The sequence below is a fragment of the Leptospira bourretii genome (genome assembly GCF_004770145.1).
Lineage (GTDB): Bacteria > Spirochaetota > Leptospiria > Leptospirales > Leptospiraceae > Leptospira_A > Leptospira_A bourretii.
The window spans coordinates 269,464-292,705 of the sequence record NZ_RQFW01000019.1; the positions used below are offsets into that span (position 1 = coordinate 269,464).

Sequence of the window (23,242 nt, forward strand, 5' to 3'; positions counted from 1 at the left end):
GTTATCTAGTTTTTTTTCTCTTCTTTTTTCTTTTCTCTAATGATGACTTTTCCACCCGCTTTTTCGATTTTCTCTTTTGCAGAGGCAGAAAAAGCATCTACCGTAATGGTGATGGCAACAGTCACTTCTCCAGTTCCGAGAAGTTTAATTGGTCCTACTTCTGACTTAATCAAAGACTTGGCTTTGAGAATGGCAGGAGTGACTTCCCCAGAAAGACCCGCTTTTGACAAAGAGATCAAGTTGACTGGTTGGAACTCTACAGAGAAAATATTGGTAAAACCACGTTTTGGCAAACGTCTGTGAAGAGGAAGCTGTCCCCCTTCGAATCCACGTCTCATCGAAGCTGCACGAGCTCGTTGTCCTTTGGAACCTCGAGTGGAAGTTTTTCCCATTCCGGATCCTGGACCTTGGCCCACTCGTTTCGGAGAGGTTTTTGCCCCTTCAGGAACGGGAACCAAGTTTTTGTTGCCTAGAGAAGTGGATTTTTTTGGACGTTTTGCCCCAAATCCACGACCTTGTTCAATTCTATCTTGCGCCATACAATTATACCTTTTCCACTTTCAACAAGTAACCTACTTGTCGTAACATCCCTTTCAATTGGGGAGTCATTTTGTGTTTTTTGGATTGACCTTTCTTTTTAAGGCCGAGTGCAATTAGAGTTTTTTTGTGTATCGGGATGATACCAATAGAACTTCTTTCTTGCGTTACGATCACTTCTTCCATAGTCAGTTACCTTTTATAGATCTTGCCCAAACAAATGTTTGAGGCTAACACCACGTCGTTTTACCGCCATTGACGGAGTTTCCAACTGTTGTAATGCATCCATAGTCGCCTTCACAATGTTCATCGGGTTTGAAGATCCCCATGACTTTGTCAAAACATCTTGAATTCCTGCTCTTTCCAATACGGAACGAACAGAAGCACCAGCGATGATCCCCGTTCCCGGAGAAGCTGGTTTCAAGATCACTCGAGCGGATTTGAACTGTCCCACAACATCGTGAGGAACTGTATGACCGATATAGTGAATGGATTTTAAATTCTTTTTTGCCGATTCGATGGACTTTCGGATGGCATCTGGAACTTCATTTGCTTTTCCAAATCCGATTCCTACTTTTCCTTTAGAGTCGCCAACGACTGAAAGTGCGTTAAAGGAGAAACGACGTCCCCCCTTCACTACTTTGGCAACTCGGTCGATTTTTACGACCTTCTCAGTAAATTCTTTTGTTTCTTCTTCTAACATCATTTAGAACTCCAATCCACCTTCACGGGCAGAATCAGCAAAAGCAGCGATCTTTCCATGGTAAACCATTCCAGATCTGTCGAGAACCACTTGGGAAACTCCTGCTTTTTTCGCTTTTTCAGCGACTACTTTACCGAGTTCGGTTGCAGCCGATTTACTCTTCTTAGAATTTTCATGTTTCGGAAAATCTTTCTCTAAAGTGGTTGCGTAAACAAGCGTTACACCCTTCGCATCATCAATGATTTGTGCGGTGAGGTAACGGTTTGTTTTGTTGAAAACCAACCGAGGTCTTTCCGAGGTTGAACGGAGTTTGTATCTAACTCGCTCCGCTCTTCTCAATCTTTTGATATTTTTAGCTGTCTTATTGATCATGACGTTCTACTTCTTACCGGTTTTTCCGGCCTTTCTACGGATGTATTCGTTCTGATATTTGATCCCTTTTCCTTTGTAAGGCTCAGGAGGTCTTTTCGAACGAATGTCAGCCGCAACTTGTCCAACCAGTTGTCGGTCAATTCCCGATACTTTGATTTTAAGCTGATCTGCGACATCGATTTTGATACCAGTAGGTTCAGGGAAAACCACTTCGTGAGAATATCCAAGTGCCATCACAAGGTCTTTACCGCGTTTTTGAGCACGATAACCGACCCCAGTGATTTCTAGGTTTTTTTCCCAACCAGTAGTCACACCTTTTACGCAGTTCATCGCAAGGGAACGAACTAGACCGTGTAATGCCACAGTCTTTTGGTCTTCACTCTTACGAGTGAAAACTAGTTCGCCGTTTTCCACATTGGCGCTGACACCTTCGTAAAGCGGAGTTTTTAATTCCCCTAAAGGCCCTTTGATTGTAAGGGCTTCAGCTTCTGCTTTTACTTCTACCTTTGCAGGCAATTTGATAATACTTTTTCCAACTCGAGACATGGTGTTATCGTTCTCTAGAATACCTTACAGAGAACTTCCCCTCCTACTCTGAGTTTGCGAGCACGTTTCCCTGTCATCACACCTTTCGAAGTAGAAAGGATGAGAGTTCCGATGTTATTTCGGAACGGACGGATTTCACCAGATTGGATGTAAACTCGACGACCAGGAGTAGAAACTCTCTCGATCATACGAATTACCGGCTTTTTTTCCGTGTCGTATTTTAATTTCACTTGGAAGTCATCAAAACTTCCATTTTTTACTGTTTGAACATCATCTACAAAACCTTCTTCTTTAAGAAGATCGAGGATGGACTTCTTGATTTTGCTACCAGGAATCACACAAAGCTCATGTTTTGCTTGTTGTGCGTTTCTGATTCTTGTTAGCATATCTGCGATTGGATCTGAAAGACTCATACTTACCTTAACCTAATTACCAGGAAGACTTTTTCACACCGGGGATCTGAGCCTTGCTAGCAAGGTCCCGGAAGCAAAGACGACACATATCAAAGCGGCGCAAATAAGCGCGTGATCGACCACAAAGAGGGCAACGATTGTACTCTCTCACTTTGAATTTTTGCTCTTTGGCGTGGCGTTCCATCATTGATTTTTTCGCCATGATAAATCTCCTACTTACCTGCCGTTCGGTAAGGCATACCGAAGGCTTGGAATAATTCGAACGCTTCTTTGTCCACTTCCGTGTTCGTTACAAAAGTGATATTGATCCCGTAGATAGTATTGATTTTATCAAAATGAATCTCAGGGAAGATGATCTGTTCTTTTACAGACAGGTTGTAGTTTCCTCGACCATCGAAACCTTTTGGATTAACTCCGCGAAAGTCACGAACCCGTGGAAGAGCCACGTTAATGAATCTGTCAAGAAACTCATACATATGATGACCACGAAGGGTAACTTTGCAACCAAGCACCATCCCCTCTCTCACTTTGAAACCCGCAATGGATTTCTTAGCGAATGTTTTCACCGGTCTTTGGCCTGTGATTTGGCCAATTTCTACCAAACAAGCTTCCATCGCTTTTGGGTTGGTGTGAGCTTCTCCCATACCAACGTTGATCACGATTTTTTCTAGTTTGGGAACTCGCATGACACTTTGAAAGCCGAGTGACTTTTGGAGTGTAGGACGAATTTCCTTCTCGTATTTTGATTTAAGCCTAGGTACCATAACTATACTTCTTTCCCTTCAGGTCGAGTCACTCGTACGGATTTACCATCCTTCTTGGCAAAGCCCAATCGTACAGCCTTAATTTTCTTCTTTGGCTTCGCTTTGTTCTCTGCTTTTGCGTCGTGAAACATCACGTTGGAAATATGGATTGGGAATTCGATTTCGATCGCTCCACCTTGAGGGTTCTCTTGGGTTGGACGTACGAATCTTTTTCTTTTGTTCACACCTTCGATATAAACGCGGTCTTTGCGTTTATCCACAGCGAGGACTTTCCCTTTTTTTCCTTTTTCTTTACCGGAAATCACAAGAACTTCATCGTCCTTTTTGATTTTTGTCTTTTTGAATTTAGTGGGCTCGGAGCCTCTATATGCTAATTTAGCTGCCATTCTAGAGAACCTCCGGAGCGAGAGATATAATTTTCATGTATTTTTTATCGCGAAGTTCACGGGCAACAGGTCCGAAGATCCTGGTTCCTTTTGGATTCCCTTTGTCATCAATGATGGCAACGGCATTGTCATCGAAACGAATGTAAGTTCCGTCTGGACGACGAACTTCTTTTTTCGTTCTCACAACAACTGCTCTTTGAACCGCTTTGTTATGCACTTTTTTACCTTGCCCGTCACGAAGACCGTATGCAGGTTGTGCTTCTTTCACAGCGACGATAATCTCGTCACCAAGCGTTGCGTAGCGTTTTTTGGAACCGCCAAGCACTTTAACGCACATGACTTTTTTCACACCCGAGTTATCGGCTACTTGTAAAATAGTTTCTTGTTGAATCATACTAATTTCGCCTTCTCAATTACCTTTACAAGTTTATGGTGTTTCTGCTTAGAAAGTGGTCTTGTTTCCACAGCGATGACTCGATCACCAACTTGACACTCGTTCTTCTCGTCGTGAATTTTCACGCGGGAAGTTCTGGTCATAATCTTCTTAAACCGTGGGTGCACTTTTCTTGTGATGATTTCGATCACTACGGTTTTATCCATAGCATCACTCACAACTACACCTTGAATGGTTAAAGACTTTTTAGAGTTTTTATCTTCCATAACCTACTTCTTCTTACCTTTGCTTGTTTTAGCGACTTTTGGAGCCGAACCAGCTTTCGGTGCGATTTGTTTGAGTTTACCCTTTGCAGTTAGTTCCTTCTCACGAAGTACAGTTAACGCTTGGGCAATTCTCTTCTTATTATTGCGGATTACTTTTGGGTTCTCAAGTGATCTTGTCACACCAAATTGGAATCTTGCTTTTCTTACTTCTTCGGAAGAGGAAAGAATTTCTTTCTTCAAATCTTCAGGAGATAGTGATTTGAAATCGTCTTTCATAGAACGTTCCTCTTAACAAATGAAGTTTCTACTGGCAGTTTGAACGCTGCTAAATGAAGTGCTTTTCTTGCTGTATCTTCATCAACACCAGCCATTTCAAAAAGAACTCGTCCTGGTCGGATTTCAGCAATCCAGAACTCTGGGTTACCTTTACCTTTACCCATACGAGTTTCGGCAGGTTTCTTTGTGATTGGTAAATGAGGGAAGATCCTGATCCACAATTTCCCACCTCGTTTCACTTGGCGGTTGATAGTAATCCTTGCAGCTTCGATTTGACGCGCAGTGATACGACCGGAAGAGATGGCTTTTAAACCGAACTCACCGAACGCAACGTAAGAACCTCTTTCGTCCTTACCTTTTAAGCGCCCTCTTTGGCGTTTTCTAAATTTTACTCGTTTAGGTGCTAACATGATTGTTTCTCTTTAGTACTTCTTAACTAGTTCTACGTTTTACAGCGTATTTATCTTCATCAGACTCTTCCTTAGTTGGGAAGTAGTCACCTGTATAAGTCCATACTTTCACACCAATTTGTCCGAAAGTCGTGAGGGCTTCTTTGAATCCAAAATCAATTTTGGCACGAAGAGTATGAAGCGGAACTCGTCCTTCCATATACTTTTCAGTTCTTGCCATATCCGCTCCGTTGAGACGTCCGGAGATTTGGATTTTCACACCTTCCACTCCACCGCGCATGGCACGACGAAGTTCTGCTTTCATGACTCGACGGAATGGCATCCTTTGTTCGATCTGAAGGGCAACCGTTTCTGCAATTGCTTGCGCAATCACTTCTGGTTTTTTCACTTCGATGATGTTCATTCCAATCGGTTTATCAGCGTATTTTTTAAGTTCTTGTTTTACCGCTTCAATGTTTTGGCCTTTTTGACCAATCACCATACCAGGTTTAGAAGTATGGAGGTTTACGTTGATCTTTTCAGGGAATCTTTCGATTACGATTTTCACAACGGATGCGTTTTTGAATTTCTTCTGAAGGAATCTACGGATCTTGATATCTTCGTGAAGATTTTTAATGTAATCTTGTTTGGAAAACCAAACCGAATCCCAATTGCGTGTGATTCCGATTCGTAGTCCGATTGGATTTACTTTCTGACCCATAAATTAGCTAACCTTCTTTTCGATTTCAGATACAACAACAGTGATGTGGCTTAGGCGTTTACGGATCCTAGAAGCACGACCACGTGCTCTTGGGCGGAAACGTTTCATGATAGGGCCGTCATCCACATAGATTTTTTTAACATAAAGTGAACTCGGATCCAAACTTTCGTTCATTTGGACTGCGTTCGCCACTGCCGAGTTCAGAAGGTTGATGATCATTGAACTTGCTGCTTTATTAGTAAAACGCAAGATATCAATGGCTTCCTTGTAATCGTATCCACGAACTTCATCAGCAACCAGGCGAGCTTTTCTGGCAGAAATTCTGAGGTGTTTTCCTACTGCTTTTGCTTCCATCTCTCTACCTATTTCTTCGCTACTTTTTTGTCTCCACCGTGACCTTTGAAGGTTCTAGTGGGAGCAAATTCACCGAGTTTGTGACCGATCATGTTTTCGTTTACATAAACAGGAACAAACGCTTTGCCATTATGAATCATGACTGTGTGACCAATCATATCTGGATAAATGGTACTTCTTCTGGACCAAGACTTGAAGGGAGTTTTTTTCCCTTCAGAGTTTAGGCTTGTAATTTTTTTCATGAGGTGGTCGTCAATGAACGGACCTTTTTTTAAGCTTCTAGCCATGAGTATCTAGATCCTACCTATTCCTGTTTTTCTTACGTCTTTGGACAATAAAACGGTCAGACGGTCTAGTCTTACGTGTTTTAAATCCTTTCGTAGGTTTACCCCAAGGAGTCACTGGGTGACGACCTCCGGAAGTTCTACCTTCACCACCACCGAGTGGGTGGTCCACAGGGTTCATAACGACCCCTCTTACTTTCGGTCTCTTTCCTAACCAACGGTTACGACCCGCTTTACCAATGATGACCAAGTTATGGTCTTTGTTGGAAAGTTCTCCGATTGTTGCTAAGCACTCTTTACGCACTTTTCGGATTTCCGAAGAAGGAAGTTTGAGAGAGACATAGTCACCATCTTTAGCGGAGATCACAGCAAATGATCCTGCTGTGCGAGCGATTTGACCGCCTTTTCCGATATGAAGTTCAATGTTGTGAACGTTAGTTCCCGCAGGGATTTTATCCAAAGGAAGTGTGTTCCCTAGTTTGATCTCTGCATTGGCACCTGATTCAATTTTATCCCCAACTTTTAAGCCGTTTGGAGCTAAAATGTATCGGTATTCTCCGTCTGCATAACAGATCAGAGCAATAAAAGCGGAACGGTTTGGATCGTATTCGATTGTTTTGACTGTCGCAGGGATTCCAAATTTATTACGTTTGAAATCGATGATACGAAACTTTCTTTTGTTACGTCCACCTTTGCGTCTAACAGCGATTCGTCCCTTGTTATCACGACCAGCTTTGTAAGAAATGTTGGCAGTGAGTGGTTTGTAAGGAACCACTTCAGTGATTTCTTTGAAATCTAGAACGGAATAATACCGGCTAGACTGCGTTGTGGGTTTAAGTTTTCTAATTCCCATAATTAAACCTTAGCAAAATCCAAATTTGCTCCGTCAGCAAACGTCACTACAGCTTTTTTGTAGTGAGGTCTTGGAGACGGCATGTTTCTAAAACGTTTCATTTTCCCACGGTAAACGGCTACGTTTACAGCAGTTGGAACTACGTTATACATTTGTTTCAGGGCTTGTTTGATCAAAGTTTTGTTCGCATCCGGGTGGACTTTGAACGTATACTTGACAGTTCTTTTTCCCATACGTTCTCCAATTGTTTGAAGGTCTTGCGACTTTTCTGTAACAACTGGTGATAAGATTACATTCTCTAGGTTCACTGTCTTATCCTTTCTTAGAATACTGAGCCTGAAGCTCTTTTAAAGCGCTTTCAGAGATTACTAAATTGTTATTATAGAGGATGTCTCGGCAAACGACTCGTTTGCTGTTCACATATTTGAGGTTCTCTATATTGCGAGTGGATTTTTTGAGGAATTGGTTTTCACCAGCTACCACAAAACCCACGTTACCCTTCTCCGCAATTTCCATGTTCTTCAAAATGTTGTAGATGGACTTTGTGGAGTAAGAAGAAGGTTCTACGTCTTCTATGATCGCGATTCTGTTTTCTTCTGCCTTTTTGTTAAGGATGGAGAGAACAGCCTTTTTCTTAACGCTGCGTGACAAGTTAGAGGAATAATCTCTTGGTTTTGGTCCATGAATGATACCACCACCAACGAAATGTGGAGCTCTGATGGATCCTTGTCTTGCACGACCAGTTCCTTTTTGAGCCCAGGGTTTGATTCCCCCACCGCGAACTTCGGAACGATCCTTAGTAGAATGTGTTCCTTGTCTGTTGTTCGCATTTTCAGCTTTAACCGCATCATAGATGGCTCCAAGCGAAATGCCGGTAGCAAATAATTCTGCCGGAAGTTCAACTTCGCTTACGAATACGCCTTCTTTATTGTATTTACGCGCTTTCATGTTCTACCTATCTATTTATCCGATTTTTTCTATCGTAACGATACCGCGTTCTCTTCCTGGAACCGGACCGGATACAAATACCAAGTTGGCGTCTGCATCAATTTTTACTACTTTCAGGTTTCGAACAGTGCTCTGTTCAGAACCCATTCTTCCGCCCATCTTCAAACCCTTAAACACACGTCCAGGAGTTGTATTAGAACCAATCGAACCTGGATGTCTTTGGAATCTGGAACCGTGTCCAGCTGGACCACCAGCAAAACCGTGTCGTTTAACAACACCTTGCGTTCCCTTTCCCTTAGAAGTTCCGGTTACTTTCACCGTGTCGTTCAAAGCAAACACATCAGCGAGTTTTACCTCAGCACCAACTGCTACATCCTCAAAACCTTTGAATTCAATCAGAGTTTTTTTCGGAGCCGCAATGTTAGCTTTTTTAATGTGTCCAACTTCGGCCTTCGTCATGTGTTTTTCTTTGGCATCACCAAATGCTAATTGAACAGCTTCGTAGCCGTCGTTCGCAGATGTTTTTACCTGGGACACAAAACAAGGACCAACGCGTAAAACAGTTACAGTAACCATTTTACCTTCGTTATTGAATATGTGGGCCATGCCCAATTTTTCGCCGATTAAACCTTTAGCCATGGATCCTATCCTTAGGATTTAATATCTACGGAAACTCCAGCAGGGAGTTGAAGCTTCATCAGGGCTTCTACCGTATCTTCATTCGTATTTAAAATATCGATGAGTCTCTTATGAGTTCTCATTTCAAACTGTTCTCTAGCTTTTTTATTCACGTGCGGAGAACGTAATACCGTGTAGATTTCTTTTTTTGTTGGAAGCGGGATTGGACCGGAGACAGTAGCTCCGGTCCTCTTCGCAGTCGCAACAATCTCAAAGGTTGATTGGTCAATCAACCGATGATCGAAAGCTTTTAACTTAACGCGAATTCTTTGTCCAGCCATTGGGATTACTCAACGATCTCCGCAACAACACCAGAACCAATTGTTCTTCCACCCTCACGGATAGCGAACTTCAAACCTTGGTCCATAGCAATTGGGTGGATAAGTTCGATTGACATCGTAACGTTATCTCCCGGCATAACCATCTCCATTCCACCAGGAAGGTTACAAACACCAGTGATGTCTGTAGTTCTGAAATAGAATTGAGGACGGTAGTTGTTAAAGAATGGAGTATGACGTCCACCTTCGTCTTTAGTAAGAACGTAAACTTCCGCTTTAAATTTTCTGTGTGGAGTGATAGTACCCGGTTTCGCAAGAACTTGACCTCTTTCGATGTCTTCTTTTTTAGTTCCGCGAAGAAGAGCACCAATGTTGTCTCCAGCTTCCGCTTGGTCAAGTAGTTTACGGAACATCTCAATACCAGTAACAACTGATTTAGATGTATCACGGATACCAACGATTTCGATCTCGTCGTTGATTTTAAGTACGCCTTGCTCAACACGACCAGTTGCAACAGTTCCACGACCAGTGATTGAGAATACGTCCTCAACTGGCATAAGGAAAGGTTTATCAACAATACGTGTAGGGTTTGGAACGTAAGTATCAACAGCTTCCATAAGTTTAAGAATGGATTTCATTCCTAGGTCAGAATCTTCACCTTCAAGAGCTTTTAATGCAGAACCAGAGATGAAAGGTGTTTTATCACCAGGAAAGTTGTATTTGTTAAGAAGGTCTTTGATTTCCTCTTTAACCATCTCAACCATATCGTCTCTTTCATCAGCTGCAAGCATGTCAGCTTTGTTTAGGTAAACCACGATGTAAGGAACCCCTACTTGGCGAGCAAGAAGGATGTGTTCTTTCGTTTGTGGCATAGCACCGTCAGTTGCAGAAACTACGAGAATCGCAGCGTCCATCTGAGCAGCACCAGTAATCATGTTTTTAACATAGTCCGCGTGTCCCGGGCAATCTACGTGTGCGTAGTGACGGTTTGGAGTTTCGTACTCCTGGTGAGACGTTGCAATAGTAATCCCACGAGCCTTTTCTTCGGGCGCATTGTCGATTTGGTCATAAGCAATCGCTTTATTTTTTCCACCAACTAACTTCGCAAGCGTTGTTGTGATAGCTGCTGTTAGGGTTGTCTTACCGTGGTCAACGTGACCAATAGTTCCGATGTTTAAGTGTGGTTTTGAACGGTCAAATTTTTCTTTAGCCATTGTTAGAATCTACTCCTCAATCGTGGTGCAAGACCCGATCCTCGGTTCTTTACTCCTTTAAAACTGCATGAAATTCATAGGTAAAAGCAGTCCTTTCCCAAGAAATGCCAATCCCTTTGGTCATGTTTCTAAGAGCCCCTGAAAAGCCAAGCAGGTTTTGGGCCGGTGCATTGGCTTTTAAGTGACTCTTCCCTGCCACAGCTTCCCAGATGGAGACCACCTTGGCGTTTCTGCGACTTAGATCAGAAAGAACTACACCCAAATGGTCTGCGTCCACCATCACTTCTACTTCCGTGAGGGGTCCGACCAAATACGTGTTGGATGGAAACAATTCCTTTACGCCTGCCAGTATCGCTACTTTCAAAAGCGTCAAAGTGGTTTGCAAATCTCCCTCGGGAATCTCATAAGAGAGAACACGAAGTCTGAGACCAACAATTTCCTCACCGTAAAACCCGTGTAAGCAGGCTTCCAGAAAGGATGTTTCTATCGAATTTTTTACTTCTTCCGGAAGACTTACCTCGAAGGCAATATGCTTCGAAAAATCGGCAGTATCTTCCAGGACTGCGATGAGCGCGCCGCTTGACTTTTGGTCTTCAAAGGCACGATGCTCTAGGGCAACCTTATGAGACATTTTTTTAAGATGCTCTAATTTGGCAATGTTTATCGAACTAAAGTTCAGTTTTTTTTCAGTTCTTTCCTGAATTCTGCGAATTCCGATCTCGAGATGAAGTTCCCCTCTTCCTAATAGTACCAATTGTCCGGTATCGTCCTTCTTTTCTAGGCAGTATCCAGGATCTTCCCAAACTAACTCTTCGAGGCGACATAACCAAAATTCTTTTTCGGAAGAATGTTCCGGCTCGAGAACAATGGAGAAAGGACTGGGGACTCGATCCGAAGATTTGGTTTCCAGATCATTCAGAAGTTCGTTCGCAAGCGATACGGAACTTCCGGGAAATAAAAGTAGATCCGGGTGGTCTTTTAAAAATACAAGTTTACCCTTCTCCAGGCTTGTGGCCTCTTCCCTGGTTTCCGGATCGATAAAGTGAAAAGATGGCTCCGGATGATCTTTGGACGGGGACTTCCCGCTCTCGACCTTGTTTTTTCCCAGACTTTGGATCGCCGATTTGTTTTTCTCTTCGGTAGGATAGACGACGGCATACCGACCGAGTTCTTCGTCCGTTCGTCTGGAAAGCACGAGTAACGGGAGACCAGATCCAAGTTCCTCTGGTGGATTTTTTGGCTCTGTCCACGCCACTAAATCCAAAAGTTCCCGAACCCCTTCCCCAGTTTTGGCCGATCCTCCATAAACAGGATAGAGTTTCCCGGAACCAGGCCCACTTCGAAGTCCTATCATAGAATAATCGGTTTGGCCAGAGGGATCATTCCAAGAAGAAAGAAGGAGCTCATCATTCCAAGCCATCAGTTCTTCTTTTACCGTTTTTGGAAAACGAGAGGGGGATCGCAGGTAGTATTCCCACTTTCCCTCTGGATCCTTCTGAAAAAGAGAAACAGGAACCCCGTCCAGAATCTCTTCGAGAGAGACCAAAGTGTCCAAATACTCTTCATCAAACCGGTCGAGTTTATTGATAAAGAAAACCATAGGCACACTGGCCTTCCGTAGTTCTTCAATCACAAGGCGGGCTTGTGATTGCACCACAGTCCCTGCCTCCAAAACCACAATAGCAGTTTCCATGGCAGGCAGAAGGTCTGTGACTTGGTTTCGAAAATCAATATGACCAGGTGTATCGACTAGTTGGATCGCAAACTCACCAAATGTTGTTTTCCAGGGAATGGTATGAAAGGTGGTGCGAATGGAAATTCCCCGCTCAATTTCTTCCTGTAAAGAATCGGATTCGGTATTTCCATCTTCAATGGATCCTACTGCCGAAATTATCCCAGCCTCGAATAAGATCCGTTCGGTGAGTGTGGTTTTACCCGAATCAATATGCGCGAAAATTCCAACAGTTCGGTATTTCATAAATTTGGTGCTTTAAAATAAAAAAGCCAGGTTTCCACCTGGCTTGTCAATGTTTGGAATCGAATGGATGAGACTACCAGCGGTAGTGGGAGAAAGCCTTGTTGGCGTCTGCCATCTTTCTGATGTCTTCTTTCTTCTTGATTGCAGATCCAGTTCCTTTTTGAGCTTCCATGAATTCTGCAGCCAATTTATTCTTCATTGATTTTTCGTTTCTTCCACGGCTATATTTGATAAGCCAGCGGATTCCAAGAGCGAGACGCCTTTCTGGACGAACTTCGATTGGAACTTGGTAAGTAACCCCACCCACACGACGAGATTTTACTTCCACTTGTGGTTTCGCATTTTCCAAAGCTTCTTGGAAAACAGCAAACGGGTCTTGCCCAGTTTTTTTAGCAATTACTTCTAACGCATCGTAGAACACGGATTCAGCGACACTTTTTTTACCATCTACCATTAGGCAGTTGATAAACTTAGAAATCACTTTGTCATTGTATTTAGGATCGCCTTCGATGTGGCGTGGTTCAACTTTTCCTCTTCTTCTAGACATATACCCTTTCTCCGATTACGCTTTAGGACGCTTAGCGCCGTATTTAGAACGTCCTTTACGACGTTTGTCCACACCGAGTGTATCCAGTGTTCCACGAATGATATGATAACGAACCCCTGGTAAGTCTTTTACCCTTCCCCCACGGATAAGAACCACGTTGTGTTCTTGGAGGTTATGGCCTTCACCAGGAATATAAGCAGTCACTTCAATTCCAGTAGTGAGGCGAACCCTTGCTACTTTACGAAGAGCTGAGTTCGGTTTTTTAGGAGTAAAGGTCATTACCCTTGTGCAAACCCCACGTCTTTGTGGGCATGCTTTTAGGGCAGGAGATTTAGTTCTTTTCTTTTGGTCTTCTCTTCCAATGCGGATGAGCTGGTTAATTGTAGGCATTCGATTCCTTCTTCTACTTCTCTGTCTTTAAAAAAATAATGACGTTTTCGTCCAAAATTCCAGATGGGGACATTTTGTAAACGAAAACATGATTTTGTCCCCAGAAACTCTTACGAATTTGCTAGGGACAAGGTTTGGGTCTAATCGTCGTCGTCCTCATCATCTGAGTCATCCGATTCTTCTTCCAACTCATCTTCATCCTCGTCCTCTTCGGCAACAAGGCGTGAAAGTGTGGCAGTGGAAACAGGAGCTGACTCGGAAATCTCGGAAATTTCTTCTTCCTCTTCTTCCGATTCCAGATCCCAATCCAAGTCTCCTGGGAGATCTTTGAAAACTTCAATGTCACGGTATTTTTTCATACCTGTTCCCGCAGGGATCATGTGACCAATGATTACGTTTTCTTTCAAACCCATGAGGTTGTCTGTTTTTCCTTTGATGGCCGCATCGGTTAGAACCTTAGTAGTTTCCTGGAAGGAAGCTGCCGAGAAGTAAGACTCAGTGTTTAGGGAGGCTTTGGTTAATCCCAAAAGAACTGGAGTTCCTTGTGCTGGCGATCCACCTTCTTTTTCCACTCGGTCGTTTTCTTCATCAAAAAGGAATTTATCCACTTGTTGTTGGTTCACAAAAGATGTGTCCCCACTATCAGTGATGATCACCTTACGAAGCATAGAGCGAACCACCACTTCGATGTGTTTATCGTTGATATGAACCCCTTGCAGACGGTAAACTTCCTGAACCTCAGAAACCAAATATTCGTGAAGGGCGTTTGGTCCTTTGATCGCAAGGATGTCATGCGGGTCAAAGTTTCCTTCATCCAACTGGTCTCCTCGTTTCACAAAGTCACCTTGGCGCACACGGATTTGTTTTCCGACAGGGATGGCTACTTTTACTTTTTCTTGTTCTGCAGTTTCTGGGATGATATAGAGAATTCGTTTTTCTTTTACGATTTCTCCTTTGTCTTCGATCTTTCCGTCAATTTCTGCCAGTGTGCAGGCATCTTTCGGACGACGAGCTTCAAAAAGTTCATCTACCCTTGGAAGACCACCCGTGATATCTCGAGTTTTTTCTGCAACCGATGGAATCTTGAAGATGATATCCCCTTCTCGCACCTTGTCTCCATTTTGGAATTGGAGAAGAGCATCCACTGGAACTGAGTATTCATCGGATCCGATCAGAACTTTTGGAACCAATCGATCTTTCTTTTGTTCTACAACTTTCAGAATGATATTGGAAGTTTTTGGATCCACGTCACGACGAACGTTTTTACCAATTTCCAAATCTTCCCATTGGATGGTTCCTGCTGCTTCCGCAACTGCCACCTCGTTAAATGGGTCGAACTCAGCAAGTGCCTTGTTCTCTTCTACGATTTGGCCTTCTTCTGCACGAAGGATGGTTCCGATTTTTACTGGAATCACAAAGTCATCACCGAGAATTCGCAGTGTGGTTCCTACAAGAGAAACTGTTCCCGCTTGGTCTGAAGTGATTCGTTGTTCTGTTGATTCGCCAACTTGGGTCGCAAATACTTCCCCTTTTTCCAATCTTTGTCCATCCACAACACGAACACTAGAGAGTGAATCTGTATTATATTCTTGGATGAGTCGGTTGACGATAATGGTTCCGCGACGAGCAAACACTTTTGCAGAATTTGCATTGATCACGAGACGACCATTGATTGATTTTACGATAGAGCGATAAGGAACTTTATGTTCTTTTTCTGAAATGGTAGCAGAGGCAGCACCACCCACGTGGAAGGTTCTCATCGTCAGCTGTGTTCCCGGTTGACCGATGGACTGAGCGGCAATGGTTCCCACTGCTTCCCCAATCTCAGCAGGAACAAGGCGAGCCATGTCCATACCGTAACATTTTGTACAAATTCCGTGGCGAGATCTACAAGTCAGAGGTGATCTGACTTTGATTTTATCATAACCAAGGTTTTCAATCTGTTGTCCAAGGGCTCTTGTGATGAGAGTATCTTTCGGGAAAACCACTTTCTCAGAAACTGGATCCACCAAATCTTCAGCCGTATAACGACCGAACACTCTGTCCGCAAGAGAAACGATTACGTTTTCCCCTTCTTTTACGATTCCAAGAGTGATGTTTGCTTTGGTTCCGCAATCATCTTCCGATACGATCACATCCTGAGAGATATCCACTAGACGACGAGTGAGGTAACCGGCATCGGCAGTTTTTAACGCCGTATCCGCAAGACCCTTTCTCGCACCATGTGTAGAGATAAAAAATTCTAATACCCCGAGACCTTCACGGAAGTTGGAACGAATCGCAAGTTCAATGATTTCCCCAGACGGTTTCGCCATAAGACCCCGCATCCCAGCAAGCTGACGGATCTGTTGTTTTGACCCGCGAGCACCAGAAGCTGCCATCACGAATACTGGGTTGAATCCACCTTGGTCTTTTTCGAGTTCCTTAAACATCCCGTCCGTAATGCGGTCATTGGTTTTGGTCCAAATCTCGATTACTTTTTTACGACGTTCCTCATTGGTGATGATACCTTTACGATACTCCATATCCGCTTTTTCTACTTCTTTGTTGGCATCAGTCACGAGACCTTCTTTTTGAGGAGAAACTCGGATGTCATCAATGGAGATGGTAGGAGCAAATACAGTTGCGTAACGGTAACCAAGGCGTTTGATTTCATCAAGCATCACAACAGTGATCCCTGGTCCAAACTTCTCGTATACGTCTGCAATGATTTTGTTTGTTTCTTTATCACCGAGGGTTCTATTGATATAAACATACCCTTTTGGCATCACCTGGTTGAAGATAAGCCTTCCCGGTGTGGTTTCGATGATTTTCCCTTCGTGTAAAACAGAGATTTTGGAGCGAATTTCAACGGTTTTCGTTTCAATCGCATACATCACTTCCTCAAGACCTGTGAAGAATTTACCTTCTCCCTTCGCGTCTTTTACTTCAGAAGTGAGGTAATAAATTCCAAGAACGATATCTTGTGTTGGTCCACAAATCGGTTGTCCGTTCGCAGGATTCAAAATGTTATGCGGTGATAACATCAGCATCCAAGTTTCAAGCTGTGCTTTTGGAGCAAGCGGAACGTGAATTGCCATTTGGTCCCCGTCAAAGTCAGCGTTGAACGCGTGACAAACGAGAGGATGGAGTTTGATTGCCTTTCCTTCTACTAGTACTGGTAAAAATGCTTGGATTCCTAGTCTGTGAAGAGTTGGAGCACGGTTCAGGAGAACCGGGTGTTCTTTCACCACAGTTTCCAAAACATCAAAAACTTCTTTGTCTTCTGCTTCGATTTTTTTCTTCGCAGATTTGATGTTTGGTGCTAGTTCCAAATCCACAAGGCGTTTCATAATGAATGGTTTGAAAAGTTCCAAAGCCATTTTTTTAGGAAGACCCATTTGGTGGTATTTCAGTTCAGGACCAACAACAATTACGGAACGACCAGAGTAATCCACACGTTTACCGAGTAGGTTTTGGCGGAACCGGCCTTGTTTTCCTTTGAGCATATCGGAGATAGATTTAAGTGGTCTATTTCCTTTTCCTTTTACGGTTCGTTTACGACGGCTGTTATCAAAAAGAGCATCCACTGCTTCTTGTAACATACGTTTTTCGTTTCGTACGATGATCTCAGGAGCTTTCAAAGCAAGAAGTCGTTTGAGACGATTGTTTCTATTGATCACACGGCGATACAAATCATTAAGGTCGGAAGTCGCAAAACGACCACCCTCTAATTGTACCATAGGACGAAGTTCTGGTGGGATCACAGGAACTACATCCAGAACCATCCACTCAGGACGGTTTCCAGAATCCCGGAAAGCTTCCAAAACTTCCAAACGTTTGAAAATACGTTTGTCAGAGATTTTATTTTTATCTTGGATCTTTTGGCGGATTACACGAGCTTCTGCATCCACATCAATGCGTGCGAGAAGTTCTTTGATGGCGTCCCCACCAATCCCTGCGATAAATTTATCACCGTATTCATCTAAATAATTATGGTATTCATCTTCATCGATGAGTTCCCCTCTGTTCCTTCCGGAATCAGCTGGGTCAATGATCACATACTTCTCAAAGTATAAAACACTTTTGAGTTGGTTGATGGTCATATCAAGAAGGAGTCCCATACGAGATGGAACCGATCGGTAGTACCAAATATGCGAAACTGGGGCTGCAAGTTCAATATGACCCATTCTCTCACGACGCACTTTGGAGTGAGTTACCTCAACCCCGCATTTGTCGCAAACCACTCCCTTATAACGGATGGATTTGAATTTACCGCAGTAACATTCCCAATCCTTAGTGGTTCCGAAGATTTTTTCGCAGAAAAGACCATCTCGTTCCGGTTTTAGGGTACGGTAGTTGATCGTTTCAGGTTTTTTGACTTCCCCGAACGACCACTCTTTGATCCGCTCGGGTGATGCCAAACGGATCGTAATCGATTCAAAACTATTGTAATTTCTCATACTTTTTCCCTTCCCTAAACGTTTTCAATGGTCTCGAATTTGATTTTCTTTTTGTTTTTCGAGAATTCATCTTCGTAATCAGAGATATCCACTTCCAATCCTTCGGAGTCTTTGATGATGATATCAAGAGCAAGACCACGGAGTTCTTGTACAAGAACGTTGAATGATTCTGGAATTCCCGGTTTGATCGAATGAATTCCTTTTACGATCGCTTCGTAAATTCTTGCACGTCCAAGCATGTCATCTGACTTGATGGTGAGTAACTCTTGTAAGGTGTGTGATGCACCATAAGCCTCAAGAGCCCAAACTTCCATCTCCCCGAGCCTCTGTCCCCCGAACTGCGCTTTACCACCGAGTGGTTGTTGCGTTACGAGTGAGTATGGTCCAGTGGATCTTGCGTGGATTTTGTCATCCACCAAGTGAGCCAGTTTCAACATGTAAATGTATCCGCAGAAGACTTGGTTGATGAATTTTTCTCCCGTTCTTCCGTCGTATAACTGAAATTTGCTGTTTTCCGGTAATCCCGCTTTTTTGCAGAATTCATGAACGTCACCTTCGGTGGCACCATCAAACACAGGAGTTTCAAAATTGATTCCTAGTTTTTTGGCAGCGAAACCAAGTTGTGTTTCAAAAATCTGACCGAGGTTCATACGTGAAGGAACACCTAACGGGTTGAGTACGATATCAACAGGAGATCCATCTTCCATGTATGGCATATCTTCTTGTGCCATCACACGTGCAACAACCCCTTTGTTTCCGTGACGACCCGCCATCTTATCACCCACGAGGAGTTTCCGTTTGCGAGCCACATACACTTTCACCATTTCTTCCACGCCAGCAGCGAGTTCGTCGCCTGTTTCACGGGAATAACGTTTGATATCGATCACAGTTCCTTCAAAACCGTTTGGCATACGAAGAGAGGAATCTCTTACTTCTTTTGCCTTCTCTCCAAAAATGGAGTGTAATAGTTTGTATTCTGGAGTGAGGTCGGTTTCTCCTTTAGGAGTGACCATACCGACAAGGATGTCCCCTGGTTTCACTTCCGCACCCACACGGATCACACCAGACTCATCCAAATCACGGAACGCTTTGTCCGAAAGGTTTGGAATGTCACGAGTGATTTGTTCTTGTCCAAGTTTCGTTTCCCGAGCTTGGATTTCGAATTCTTCAATGTGGATCGAAGAGAAAACATCGTCTTTAATGATTCGTTCCGAGATTAGAATCGCATCCTCAAAGTTGTAACCTTCCCAAGGCATAAATGCCACAAGAACGTTACGGCCAAGTGCCAAATAACCAGCGTCAGTGGATGGTCCATTGGCAAGAACAGTTCCTTTTTGGAGGATTTGTCCAAACTCACCGTATTTTTCGCCTTTGATGATTTGTCCCGCTACTGGGGCACCAATTCCTAAGTCTTGGCCTTCTTTCACAACCGCAACGTATTGCACATCTTCCGAATGGAAAAGTTCATGGGTTTCTTTTTCTCCGTTAGGAGAAGTAATCTCCACACGTTCTTTGGAAACCTTACCTACTTTACCACCAGTCGTCGTATGCAACATGGAAACGTTTGGTTTTTGGTTAAAACAAGTTCCTTGGTTGGTTTTTTTGAATTTAATGAGTGGGTAATGGACAATCTCTTTGGATTGGTCTTCTTTGATCCAAACACCTGTGGCATCCACTTTCGAAACCACACCATCTTTTTTGGCAACAATACAAACACCTGCGTCATAAGCCGCACGAGCTTCCATACCAGTTCCCACAAAAGGAGCTTCTTCTGTTAAAAGAGGAACCGCTTGGCGTTGCATGTTCGAACCCATAAGAGCGCGGTTCGCATCATCATGTTCTAAGAACGGAATGAGTGCTGTGGAAACCGATACAACTTGCAAAGGAGCCAGATCCATATATTGAATCTCAGATGGACTACGGAAAGGGAAATCCCCTCTATGGCGAGTGGAAATGAGTTTAGAAGTAAATTCTCCCTTATCATCCACAGTCGAATTGGACTGTGCCATGTAGTGGTATTCTTCTTTGTCAGCAGTGAGATACTCTACTTGTTTTTGGACTTTTCCATTTTTTACGAGACGGTATGGAGTTTCAATAAACCCATAATCGTTGACCCTGGCAAAACTGGACATGGAAAGAATGAGACCAATGTTTGGACCTTCCGGTGTTTCAATCGGGCACATACGACCGTAGTGAGAATAATGAACGTCACGAACCTCGAAACCTGCTCTATCACGAGAGAGACCACCAGGTCCAAGAGCGTTTAACCTACGTTTGTGGGTAAGTTCTGCCAGTGGATTGGTTTGGTCCATAAACTGAGAAAGTTGCGAAGACCCAAAAAACTCATTGATCACCGCAGTGATTGGTTTGATGGAAATAAGAAGCTGCGGAGTTTGTTGTTCCGGCTCCTGTACTGTCATTCTTTCTTTGATCACTCGTTCGACTCGAGAGAATCCCAGTTTCAATTGGTTTGCAATAAGCTCTCCGACAGAACGGATCCTTCTGTTTCCTAAGTGGTCAATATCATCCGGATAGTAGTTTTCTGCTTCCGACATAAGCATCACAAGGTAACGAACGGTTTCGATGATATCTTGTTTTCTTAAAACTCGGTCTTCTGCTTTTGAAAATTCTTTTGGATTGTTGAATTCAAATTTACTGTTGATTTTGTAACGACCCACAACACCTAAATCAAAAGTTTTAGGTGAGAAAAAGAGGCGTTTCAGTTCTGCTTCTGCGTTTTCAATCGTAGAAGGTTCGCCGGGACGCATGATCGTGTGAAATTTTTTGACAGCATCTTCGTAGTCGTTCACACCATCTTTTTCTAAACAGTTGATAAGAACTGGGTTGTCCTTTCCTTTCGGAAATTCAATAACATCCACATCTTTTACCTTCATTTCACGAAGGATGGAGATATTGTCCTCATTGATTTTGGATCCGGCATCGAGCATTACCTCGCCCGTTTCCATGTTGATGATATCAGCGATGGTTCGGCGGCCAATCAACCGTTTGAGGTCCTTTGGATTGGCACCAGCAATCTTCATTTTGGAAGATCCGTAGAATAAACGAAGCACTTCTTCGTTCGTTCCCATACCCATTGCTTTGACAAGAAGGGTTGCCGGGAATTTTTTCTTACGGTCGATTTTGGCAACGAGGATTCCCTTGTTGTCCATCTCGAATTCCAACCAAGAACCTCGGTAAGGAATGACCCGCGCCGAGAAAGTATCTCTTACTTGGTCATAAGAAAAGAAAATACCAGGTGATCTATGCAACTGGCTCACCACTACCCTTTCCGCACCATTGATGATGAAAGTTCCGTGGTCTGTCATCACAGGAAGGTCCCCCATGTAGACAACTTGTTCCCGAATCTCTCCGGTGTCTTTGATGATGAGGCGAATGACTGCCTTTAATGGAACTGCAAAGGAAGAATCAGTGTCCTTGCATTCTTGAGGATCGCGTTTTGGCTCTCCCAAGATATAATGGCCATATTCCATGACCATATCGTTGTTTGGTGATTCGATTGGGAAGGATTCACGAAATACCGCTTCCAACCCCTGGTTCAAACGTTTCGTCGGATCTTTCACTTCCGACTGGAGAAACCAATCAAAGGATTTTTTTTGTACGTAGATAAGATTAGGAAGTAAATTGAGGTCGGTAATTTTACCGAAATTTACCCGGTTTCTAATTTGCATTCGGGTATGCATGGAATACTCTCCCTAGAGACAACAAAATAATAGATGGTATGATAAACGAAAAAATAGAGGTGGGGACGCCTACGGCCTCCCTGCCTCTAAGTTTTTGAAGACTGGGTTTAAAAATTGGCAACCGATTAACCGGCAGCAGCAACTTCTACTTGAGCCCCAACACCTTCGAGTTTTTTCTTAATATCAGCAGCTTCGTCTTTAGAAACCCCTTCTTTCACTGATTTTCCACCAGCTTCTACAAGAGTTTTCGCATCTGCTAATCCAAGACCAGTGATTTCGCGAACGAGTTTAATAACGTCGATCTTTTTGTCACCGTGTGCTTTCAAGATTACATTGAAAGTTGCCGGCTCTTCAGCAGCAGCTGCGCCACCACCTGCACCCGCAACAGCCGCTACCGCAACTGGTGCAGCAGCAGAAATCCCGAATTTGTCCTCCATCTTTTTCACTAGATCAGCTGCCTGAACTAATGTAAGACTTCCAATTTGTTCTAATAGCGCGTCAACAGACATCCTATATTCTCCTTATCCTACTAATCACTATGATTACTAATTGCCGTTTTTCTCGGCTACAGCATTGATGGCGCGAGCCAATGATGCCATGATTTGATTGATTCCAGAAGCAATTTGCGTTGCAGGAGCATTGATCCCACGAGCCACTTGCGCAAGAAGTTCTTGTTTGGACGGAAGTCCAGCAATCGCCTCTACTCCGGATTTACCCAAAACTTCCCCGTCCATATAGCCGGTTCTAATTTCGAGTTCCTTCTTATCTTTTGCAAAGTCCTTACAAACTTTTGCTACTGCTGGAAGTGCATCCAGAGAGAAAATCGCTGCAAGAGGGCCTTTGTAAACATCCCCAAAATCAATGGAGTTGTTTTTATGTTCAGAAGACTCTTTTAATGCACGGAGAAAAAGGTTGTTTTTGATTACCTTCATCTCCGATCCTTCTTTGCGAAGTTTCGCACGAAGGTTGGACATATCTTCAACAGTTAAACCGCTGTAAGATGCTAAAATAAAGTTTGGTCGTTTTTCCAAACGAGTTTTTAATTCTGCTACTGCTTCAATTTTAGATGGATTTGCCATTGTTCTTACTCGTTATATGTTCGCGTTTACTAGTTCTTTTACATCGACTTTTACGCCGATTCCCATAGTTGCCGCAACAGAGAAAGACTTGAGGTAATCACCCTTCGCATCAGAAGGTTTGTCTTTCATAAGAGCTGCAACAACAGCATTGATGTTATCAGAAAGTTTATCATCAGAGAAGGAACATTTTCCAACACCTAAGTGAACCACTCCCCCTTTGTCAGGTCGGTATTCAATTCGGCCGGCTTTCAGTTCTTTTACGGCTTTAGAAACATCTGTAGTTACTGTTCCTGCTTTTGGTTTTGGCATAAGGCCTTTACGACCAAGAACTGGACCAAGTTTACCAACTTCCTTCATCATATCAGGAGTTGCCACACAAGCGTCAAAGTCAGTCCATCCACCAGAAACTTTTTCGATTAAGTCCATATCACCTACAAAGTCAGCACCGGCTTCCTTCGCTTCGTTTTGTTTGTCTCCTTTGCAGAAAACCAAAACTTTGATTGTTTTTCCAGTTCCGTGTGGAAGAGAGATAGTCCCTCTTACGTTTTGGAGAGACTTATAATTGATTTTAGTCGAAATCTCTAATGTTCCGTCAAATTTGGAAAAACTAGTAGCTTTTGCCAAACCGACTGCTTCACCAAGGGTATAAGCCTTTGTGCGATCGACTTTCTCTTTGAGTTGGATATATTTTTTGCCGCGTTTCATGACTTCGGTTCCCGTTTCCTAATG

Annotated in this window: 30 protein-coding genes; all 30 read right to left on the minus strand. The window is 43.3% G+C overall.

Translation table 11 applies throughout. The annotated features are described in order from the left end of the window. Nucleotides 1–5: 5 nt before the first annotated feature. On the minus strand, nucleotides 6–539 hold the full coding sequence (gene rplO, locus EHQ47_RS15600; protein WP_135747935.1) for a 50S ribosomal protein L15: 534 nt from the start codon (nucleotides 537–539) through the stop codon (nucleotides 6–8). A gap of 4 nt (nucleotides 540–543) precedes the next feature. Further along, complete coding sequence (gene rpmD, locus EHQ47_RS15605) at nucleotides 544–723, minus strand: 50S ribosomal protein L30 (RefSeq protein WP_100743117.1); 180 nt, start codon at nucleotides 721–723, stop codon at nucleotides 544–546. 13 nt (nucleotides 724–736) lie between these two features. Next, on the minus strand, nucleotides 737–1,240 hold the full coding sequence (gene rpsE / locus EHQ47_RS15610) for a 30S ribosomal protein S5 (RefSeq protein ID WP_002973816.1): 504 nt from the start codon (nucleotides 1,238–1,240) through the stop codon (nucleotides 737–739). A gap of 3 nt (nucleotides 1,241–1,243) precedes the next feature. Next, nucleotides 1,244–1,612 carry a 50S ribosomal protein L18 gene (rplR, locus tag EHQ47_RS15615; protein ID WP_135655886.1) on the minus strand — a complete coding sequence of 123 codons (369 nt, stop codon included), beginning with the start codon at nucleotides 1,610–1,612 and terminating at the stop codon, nucleotides 1,244–1,246. Between the two features lie 6 nt (nucleotides 1,613–1,618). Beyond that, nucleotides 1,619–2,158, minus strand: a complete 540-nt coding sequence (rplF, locus tag EHQ47_RS15620; protein WP_002973724.1) for a 50S ribosomal protein L6 — start codon at nucleotides 2,156–2,158, stop codon at nucleotides 1,619–1,621. 14 nt (nucleotides 2,159–2,172) lie between these two features. Continuing rightward, nucleotides 2,173–2,571, minus strand: a complete 399-nt coding sequence (gene rpsH, locus EHQ47_RS15625; protein WP_002973604.1) for a 30S ribosomal protein S8 — start codon at nucleotides 2,569–2,571, stop codon at nucleotides 2,173–2,175. A 16-nt stretch (nucleotides 2,572–2,587) separates the two neighbouring features. After that, complete coding sequence (locus tag EHQ47_RS15630) at nucleotides 2,588–2,773, minus strand: type Z 30S ribosomal protein S14 (protein ID WP_012476296.1); 186 nt, start codon at nucleotides 2,771–2,773, stop codon at nucleotides 2,588–2,590. Between the two features lie 10 nt (nucleotides 2,774–2,783). Next, nucleotides 2,784–3,335 carry a 50S ribosomal protein L5 gene (gene rplE / locus EHQ47_RS15635; protein ID WP_135693648.1) on the minus strand — a complete coding sequence of 184 codons (552 nt, stop codon included), beginning with the start codon at nucleotides 3,333–3,335 and terminating at the stop codon, nucleotides 2,784–2,786. Nucleotides 3,336–3,337: 2 nt separating this feature from the next. Next, nucleotides 3,338–3,721, minus strand: coding sequence for a 50S ribosomal protein L24 (rplX, locus tag EHQ47_RS15640; protein WP_135632113.1), 384 nt, complete (start codon nucleotides 3,719–3,721; stop codon nucleotides 3,338–3,340). Nucleotide 3,722: 1 nt separating this feature from the next. Further along, entirely contained in the window at nucleotides 3,723–4,115 is a 393-nt protein-coding gene (gene rplN, locus EHQ47_RS15645; protein WP_002974152.1) for a 50S ribosomal protein L14, read from the minus strand. Then, nucleotides 4,112–4,381 carry a 30S ribosomal protein S17 gene (gene rpsQ / locus EHQ47_RS15650; RefSeq protein ID WP_012388932.1) on the minus strand — a complete coding sequence of 90 codons (270 nt, stop codon included), beginning with the start codon at nucleotides 4,379–4,381 and terminating at the stop codon, nucleotides 4,112–4,114. Before rpsQ ends, rplN begins: the two co-directional genes overlap by 4 nt. Before the next feature lie 3 nt (nucleotides 4,382–4,384). Further along, nucleotides 4,385–4,657, minus strand: a complete 273-nt coding sequence (gene rpmC / locus EHQ47_RS15655; RefSeq protein WP_135777541.1) for a 50S ribosomal protein L29 — start codon at nucleotides 4,655–4,657, stop codon at nucleotides 4,385–4,387. Continuing rightward, nucleotides 4,654–5,067 carry a 50S ribosomal protein L16 gene (gene rplP / locus EHQ47_RS15660; RefSeq protein ID WP_015678382.1) on the minus strand — a complete coding sequence of 138 codons (414 nt, stop codon included), beginning with the start codon at nucleotides 5,065–5,067 and terminating at the stop codon, nucleotides 4,654–4,656. The genes rpmC and rplP overlap by 4 nt, the downstream gene beginning before the upstream one ends. 22 nt (nucleotides 5,068–5,089) lie before the next feature. Next, nucleotides 5,090–5,767, minus strand: a complete 678-nt coding sequence (gene rpsC, locus EHQ47_RS15665; protein ID WP_100790762.1) for a 30S ribosomal protein S3 — start codon at nucleotides 5,765–5,767, stop codon at nucleotides 5,090–5,092. A gap of 3 nt (nucleotides 5,768–5,770) precedes the next feature. Further along, nucleotides 5,771–6,121, minus strand: a complete 351-nt coding sequence (rplV, locus tag EHQ47_RS15670; RefSeq protein ID WP_004783773.1) for a 50S ribosomal protein L22 — start codon at nucleotides 6,119–6,121, stop codon at nucleotides 5,771–5,773. Nucleotides 6,122–6,129: 8 nt separating this feature from the next. After that, nucleotides 6,130–6,408, minus strand: coding sequence for a 30S ribosomal protein S19 (gene rpsS / locus EHQ47_RS15675; RefSeq protein ID WP_100743125.1), 279 nt, complete (start codon nucleotides 6,406–6,408; stop codon nucleotides 6,130–6,132). A gap of 13 nt (nucleotides 6,409–6,421) precedes the next feature. Next, nucleotides 6,422–7,258, minus strand: coding sequence for a 50S ribosomal protein L2 (gene rplB / locus EHQ47_RS15680; RefSeq protein ID WP_100721553.1), 837 nt, complete (start codon nucleotides 7,256–7,258; stop codon nucleotides 6,422–6,424). A 2-nt stretch (nucleotides 7,259–7,260) separates the two neighbouring features. After that, nucleotides 7,261–7,566 carry a 50S ribosomal protein L23 gene (locus EHQ47_RS15685; protein WP_002973792.1) on the minus strand — a complete coding sequence of 102 codons (306 nt, stop codon included), beginning with the start codon at nucleotides 7,564–7,566 and terminating at the stop codon, nucleotides 7,261–7,263. A gap of 4 nt (nucleotides 7,567–7,570) precedes the next feature. Then, nucleotides 7,571–8,206 carry a 50S ribosomal protein L4 gene (rplD, locus tag EHQ47_RS15690; RefSeq protein WP_002973655.1) on the minus strand — a complete coding sequence of 212 codons (636 nt, stop codon included), beginning with the start codon at nucleotides 8,204–8,206 and terminating at the stop codon, nucleotides 7,571–7,573. Between the two features lie 15 nt (nucleotides 8,207–8,221). Next, on the minus strand, nucleotides 8,222–8,845 hold the full coding sequence (gene rplC / locus EHQ47_RS15695) for a 50S ribosomal protein L3 (RefSeq protein WP_002974191.1): 624 nt from the start codon (nucleotides 8,843–8,845) through the stop codon (nucleotides 8,222–8,224). Between the two features lie 11 nt (nucleotides 8,846–8,856). Beyond that, the gene (gene rpsJ / locus EHQ47_RS15700; protein WP_002974412.1) at nucleotides 8,857–9,165 is read right to left on the minus strand and encodes a 30S ribosomal protein S10; all 309 of its coding nucleotides are present in this window, start codon (nucleotides 9,163–9,165) and stop codon (nucleotides 8,857–8,859) included. Nucleotides 9,166–9,170: 5 nt separating this feature from the next. Next, the gene (gene tuf, locus EHQ47_RS15705; protein WP_002974170.1) at nucleotides 9,171–10,376 is read right to left on the minus strand and encodes an elongation factor Tu; all 1,206 of its coding nucleotides are present in this window, start codon (nucleotides 10,374–10,376) and stop codon (nucleotides 9,171–9,173) included. Nucleotides 10,377–10,425: 49 nt separating this feature from the next. Continuing rightward, a complete protein-coding gene (locus EHQ47_RS15710; RefSeq protein ID WP_135777542.1) occupies nucleotides 10,426–12,354 on the minus strand; it encodes an elongation factor G-like protein in 1,929 nt (642 codons plus the stop codon). A gap of 73 nt (nucleotides 12,355–12,427) precedes the next feature. Continuing rightward, on the minus strand, nucleotides 12,428–12,901 hold the full coding sequence (rpsG, locus tag EHQ47_RS15715) for a 30S ribosomal protein S7 (protein ID WP_012388943.1): 474 nt from the start codon (nucleotides 12,899–12,901) through the stop codon (nucleotides 12,428–12,430). Nucleotides 12,902–12,916: 15 nt separating this feature from the next. Beyond that, on the minus strand, nucleotides 12,917–13,291 hold the full coding sequence (gene rpsL, locus EHQ47_RS15720; protein ID WP_004783543.1) for a 30S ribosomal protein S12: 375 nt from the start codon (nucleotides 13,289–13,291) through the stop codon (nucleotides 12,917–12,919). 140 nt (nucleotides 13,292–13,431) lie between these two features. Continuing rightward, nucleotides 13,432–17,733: a DNA-directed RNA polymerase subunit beta' gene (gene rpoC, locus EHQ47_RS15725; RefSeq protein ID WP_135747939.1), complete on the minus strand. Its 4,302-nt coding sequence runs from the start codon at nucleotides 17,731–17,733 to the stop codon at nucleotides 13,432–13,434. Nucleotides 17,734–17,747: 14 nt separating this feature from the next. After that, a complete protein-coding gene (gene rpoB, locus EHQ47_RS15730; protein ID WP_135747940.1) occupies nucleotides 17,748–21,434 on the minus strand; it encodes a DNA-directed RNA polymerase subunit beta in 3,687 nt (1,228 codons plus the stop codon). A gap of 125 nt (nucleotides 21,435–21,559) precedes the next feature. After that, complete coding sequence (gene rplL / locus EHQ47_RS15735; RefSeq protein ID WP_004783509.1) at nucleotides 21,560–21,943, minus strand: 50S ribosomal protein L7/L12; 384 nt, start codon at nucleotides 21,941–21,943, stop codon at nucleotides 21,560–21,562. A gap of 36 nt (nucleotides 21,944–21,979) precedes the next feature. Further along, on the minus strand, nucleotides 21,980–22,513 hold the full coding sequence (gene rplJ, locus EHQ47_RS15740; RefSeq protein WP_100743131.1) for a 50S ribosomal protein L10: 534 nt from the start codon (nucleotides 22,511–22,513) through the stop codon (nucleotides 21,980–21,982). Between the two features lie 12 nt (nucleotides 22,514–22,525). Beyond that, complete coding sequence (gene rplA / locus EHQ47_RS15745; RefSeq protein ID WP_135632108.1) at nucleotides 22,526–23,218, minus strand: 50S ribosomal protein L1; 693 nt, start codon at nucleotides 23,216–23,218, stop codon at nucleotides 22,526–22,528. Nucleotides 23,219–23,242: the final 24 nt, after the last annotated feature.

What these genes read in the sequence shown, in the direction of transcription:
- rplO (WP_135747935.1), bottom strand. Translation starts at nt 539, where the DNA reads ATGGCGCAAGATAGAATTGAACAAGGTCGTGGATTTGGGGCAAAACGT.
- rpmD (WP_100743117.1), bottom strand. Translation starts at nt 723, where the DNA reads ATGGAAGAAGTGATCGTAACGCAAGAAAGAAGTTCTATTGGTATCATC.
- rpsE (WP_002973816.1), bottom strand. Translation starts at nt 1,240, where the DNA reads ATGTTAGAAGAAGAAACAAAAGAATTTACTGAGAAGGTCGTAAAAATC.
- rplR (WP_135655886.1), bottom strand. Translation starts at nt 1,612, where the DNA reads ATGATCAATAAGACAGCTAAAAATATCAAAAGATTGAGAAGAGCGGAG.
- rplF (WP_002973724.1), bottom strand. Translation starts at nt 2,158, where the DNA reads ATGTCTCGAGTTGGAAAAAGTATTATCAAATTGCCTGCAAAGGTAGAA.
- rpsH (WP_002973604.1), bottom strand. Translation starts at nt 2,571, where the DNA reads ATGAGTCTTTCAGATCCAATCGCAGATATGCTAACAAGAATCAGAAAC.
- EHQ47_RS15630 (WP_012476296.1), bottom strand. Translation starts at nt 2,773, where the DNA reads ATGGCGAAAAAATCAATGATGGAACGCCACGCCAAAGAGCAAAAATTC.
- rplE (WP_135693648.1), bottom strand. Translation starts at nt 3,335, where the DNA reads ATGGTACCTAGGCTTAAATCAAAATACGAGAAGGAAATTCGTCCTACA.
- rplX (WP_135632113.1), bottom strand. Translation starts at nt 3,721, where the DNA reads ATGGCAGCTAAATTAGCATATAGAGGCTCCGAGCCCACTAAATTCAAA.
- rplN (WP_002974152.1), bottom strand. Translation starts at nt 4,115, where the DNA reads ATGATTCAACAAGAAACTATTTTACAAGTAGCCGATAACTCGGGTGTG.
- rpsQ (WP_012388932.1), bottom strand. Translation starts at nt 4,381, where the DNA reads ATGGAAGATAAAAACTCTAAAAAGTCTTTAACCATTCAAGGTGTAGTT.
- rpmC (WP_135777541.1), bottom strand. Translation starts at nt 4,657, where the DNA reads ATGAAAGACGATTTCAAATCACTATCTCCTGAAGATTTGAAGAAAGAA.
- rplP (WP_015678382.1), bottom strand. Translation starts at nt 5,067, where the DNA reads ATGTTAGCACCTAAACGAGTAAAATTTAGAAAACGCCAAAGAGGGCGC.
- rpsC (WP_100790762.1), bottom strand. Translation starts at nt 5,767, where the DNA reads ATGGGTCAGAAAGTAAATCCAATCGGACTACGAATCGGAATCACACGC.
- rplV (WP_004783773.1), bottom strand. Translation starts at nt 6,121, where the DNA reads ATGGAAGCAAAAGCAGTAGGAAAACACCTCAGAATTTCTGCCAGAAAA.
- rpsS (WP_100743125.1), bottom strand. Translation starts at nt 6,408, where the DNA reads ATGGCTAGAAGCTTAAAAAAAGGTCCGTTCATTGACGACCACCTCATG.
- rplB (WP_100721553.1), bottom strand. Translation starts at nt 7,258, where the DNA reads ATGGGAATTAGAAAACTTAAACCCACAACGCAGTCTAGCCGGTATTAT.
- rplD (WP_002973655.1), bottom strand. Translation starts at nt 8,206, where the DNA reads ATGAAAGCGCGTAAATACAATAAAGAAGGCGTATTCGTAAGCGAAGTT.
- rplC (WP_002974191.1), bottom strand. Translation starts at nt 8,845, where the DNA reads ATGGCTAAAGGTTTAATCGGCGAAAAATTGGGCATGGCCCACATATTC.
- rpsJ (WP_002974412.1), bottom strand. Translation starts at nt 9,165, where the DNA reads ATGGCTGGACAAAGAATTCGCGTTAAGTTAAAAGCTTTCGATCATCGG.
- tuf (WP_002974170.1), bottom strand. Translation starts at nt 10,376, where the DNA reads ATGGCTAAAGAAAAATTTGACCGTTCAAAACCACACTTAAACATCGGA.
- EHQ47_RS15710 (WP_135777542.1), bottom strand. Translation starts at nt 12,354, where the DNA reads ATGAAATACCGAACTGTTGGAATTTTCGCGCATATTGATTCGGGTAAA.
- rpsG (WP_012388943.1), bottom strand. Translation starts at nt 12,901, where the DNA reads ATGTCTAGAAGAAGAGGAAAAGTTGAACCACGCCACATCGAAGGCGAT.
- rpsL (WP_004783543.1), bottom strand. Translation starts at nt 13,291, where the DNA reads ATGCCTACAATTAACCAGCTCATCCGCATTGGAAGAGAAGACCAAAAG.
- rpoC (WP_135747939.1), bottom strand. Translation starts at nt 17,733, where the DNA reads ATGAGAAATTACAATAGTTTTGAATCGATTACGATCCGTTTGGCATCA.
- rpoB (WP_135747940.1), bottom strand. Translation starts at nt 21,434, where the DNA reads ATGCATACCCGAATGCAAATTAGAAACCGGGTAAATTTCGGTAAAATT.
- rplL (WP_004783509.1), bottom strand. Translation starts at nt 21,943, where the DNA reads ATGTCTGTTGACGCGCTATTAGAACAAATTGGAAGTCTTACATTAGTT.
- rplJ (WP_100743131.1), bottom strand. Translation starts at nt 22,513, where the DNA reads ATGGCAAATCCATCTAAAATTGAAGCAGTAGCAGAATTAAAAACTCGT.
- rplA (WP_135632108.1), bottom strand. Translation starts at nt 23,218, where the DNA reads ATGAAACGCGGCAAAAAATATATCCAACTCAAAGAGAAAGTCGATCGC.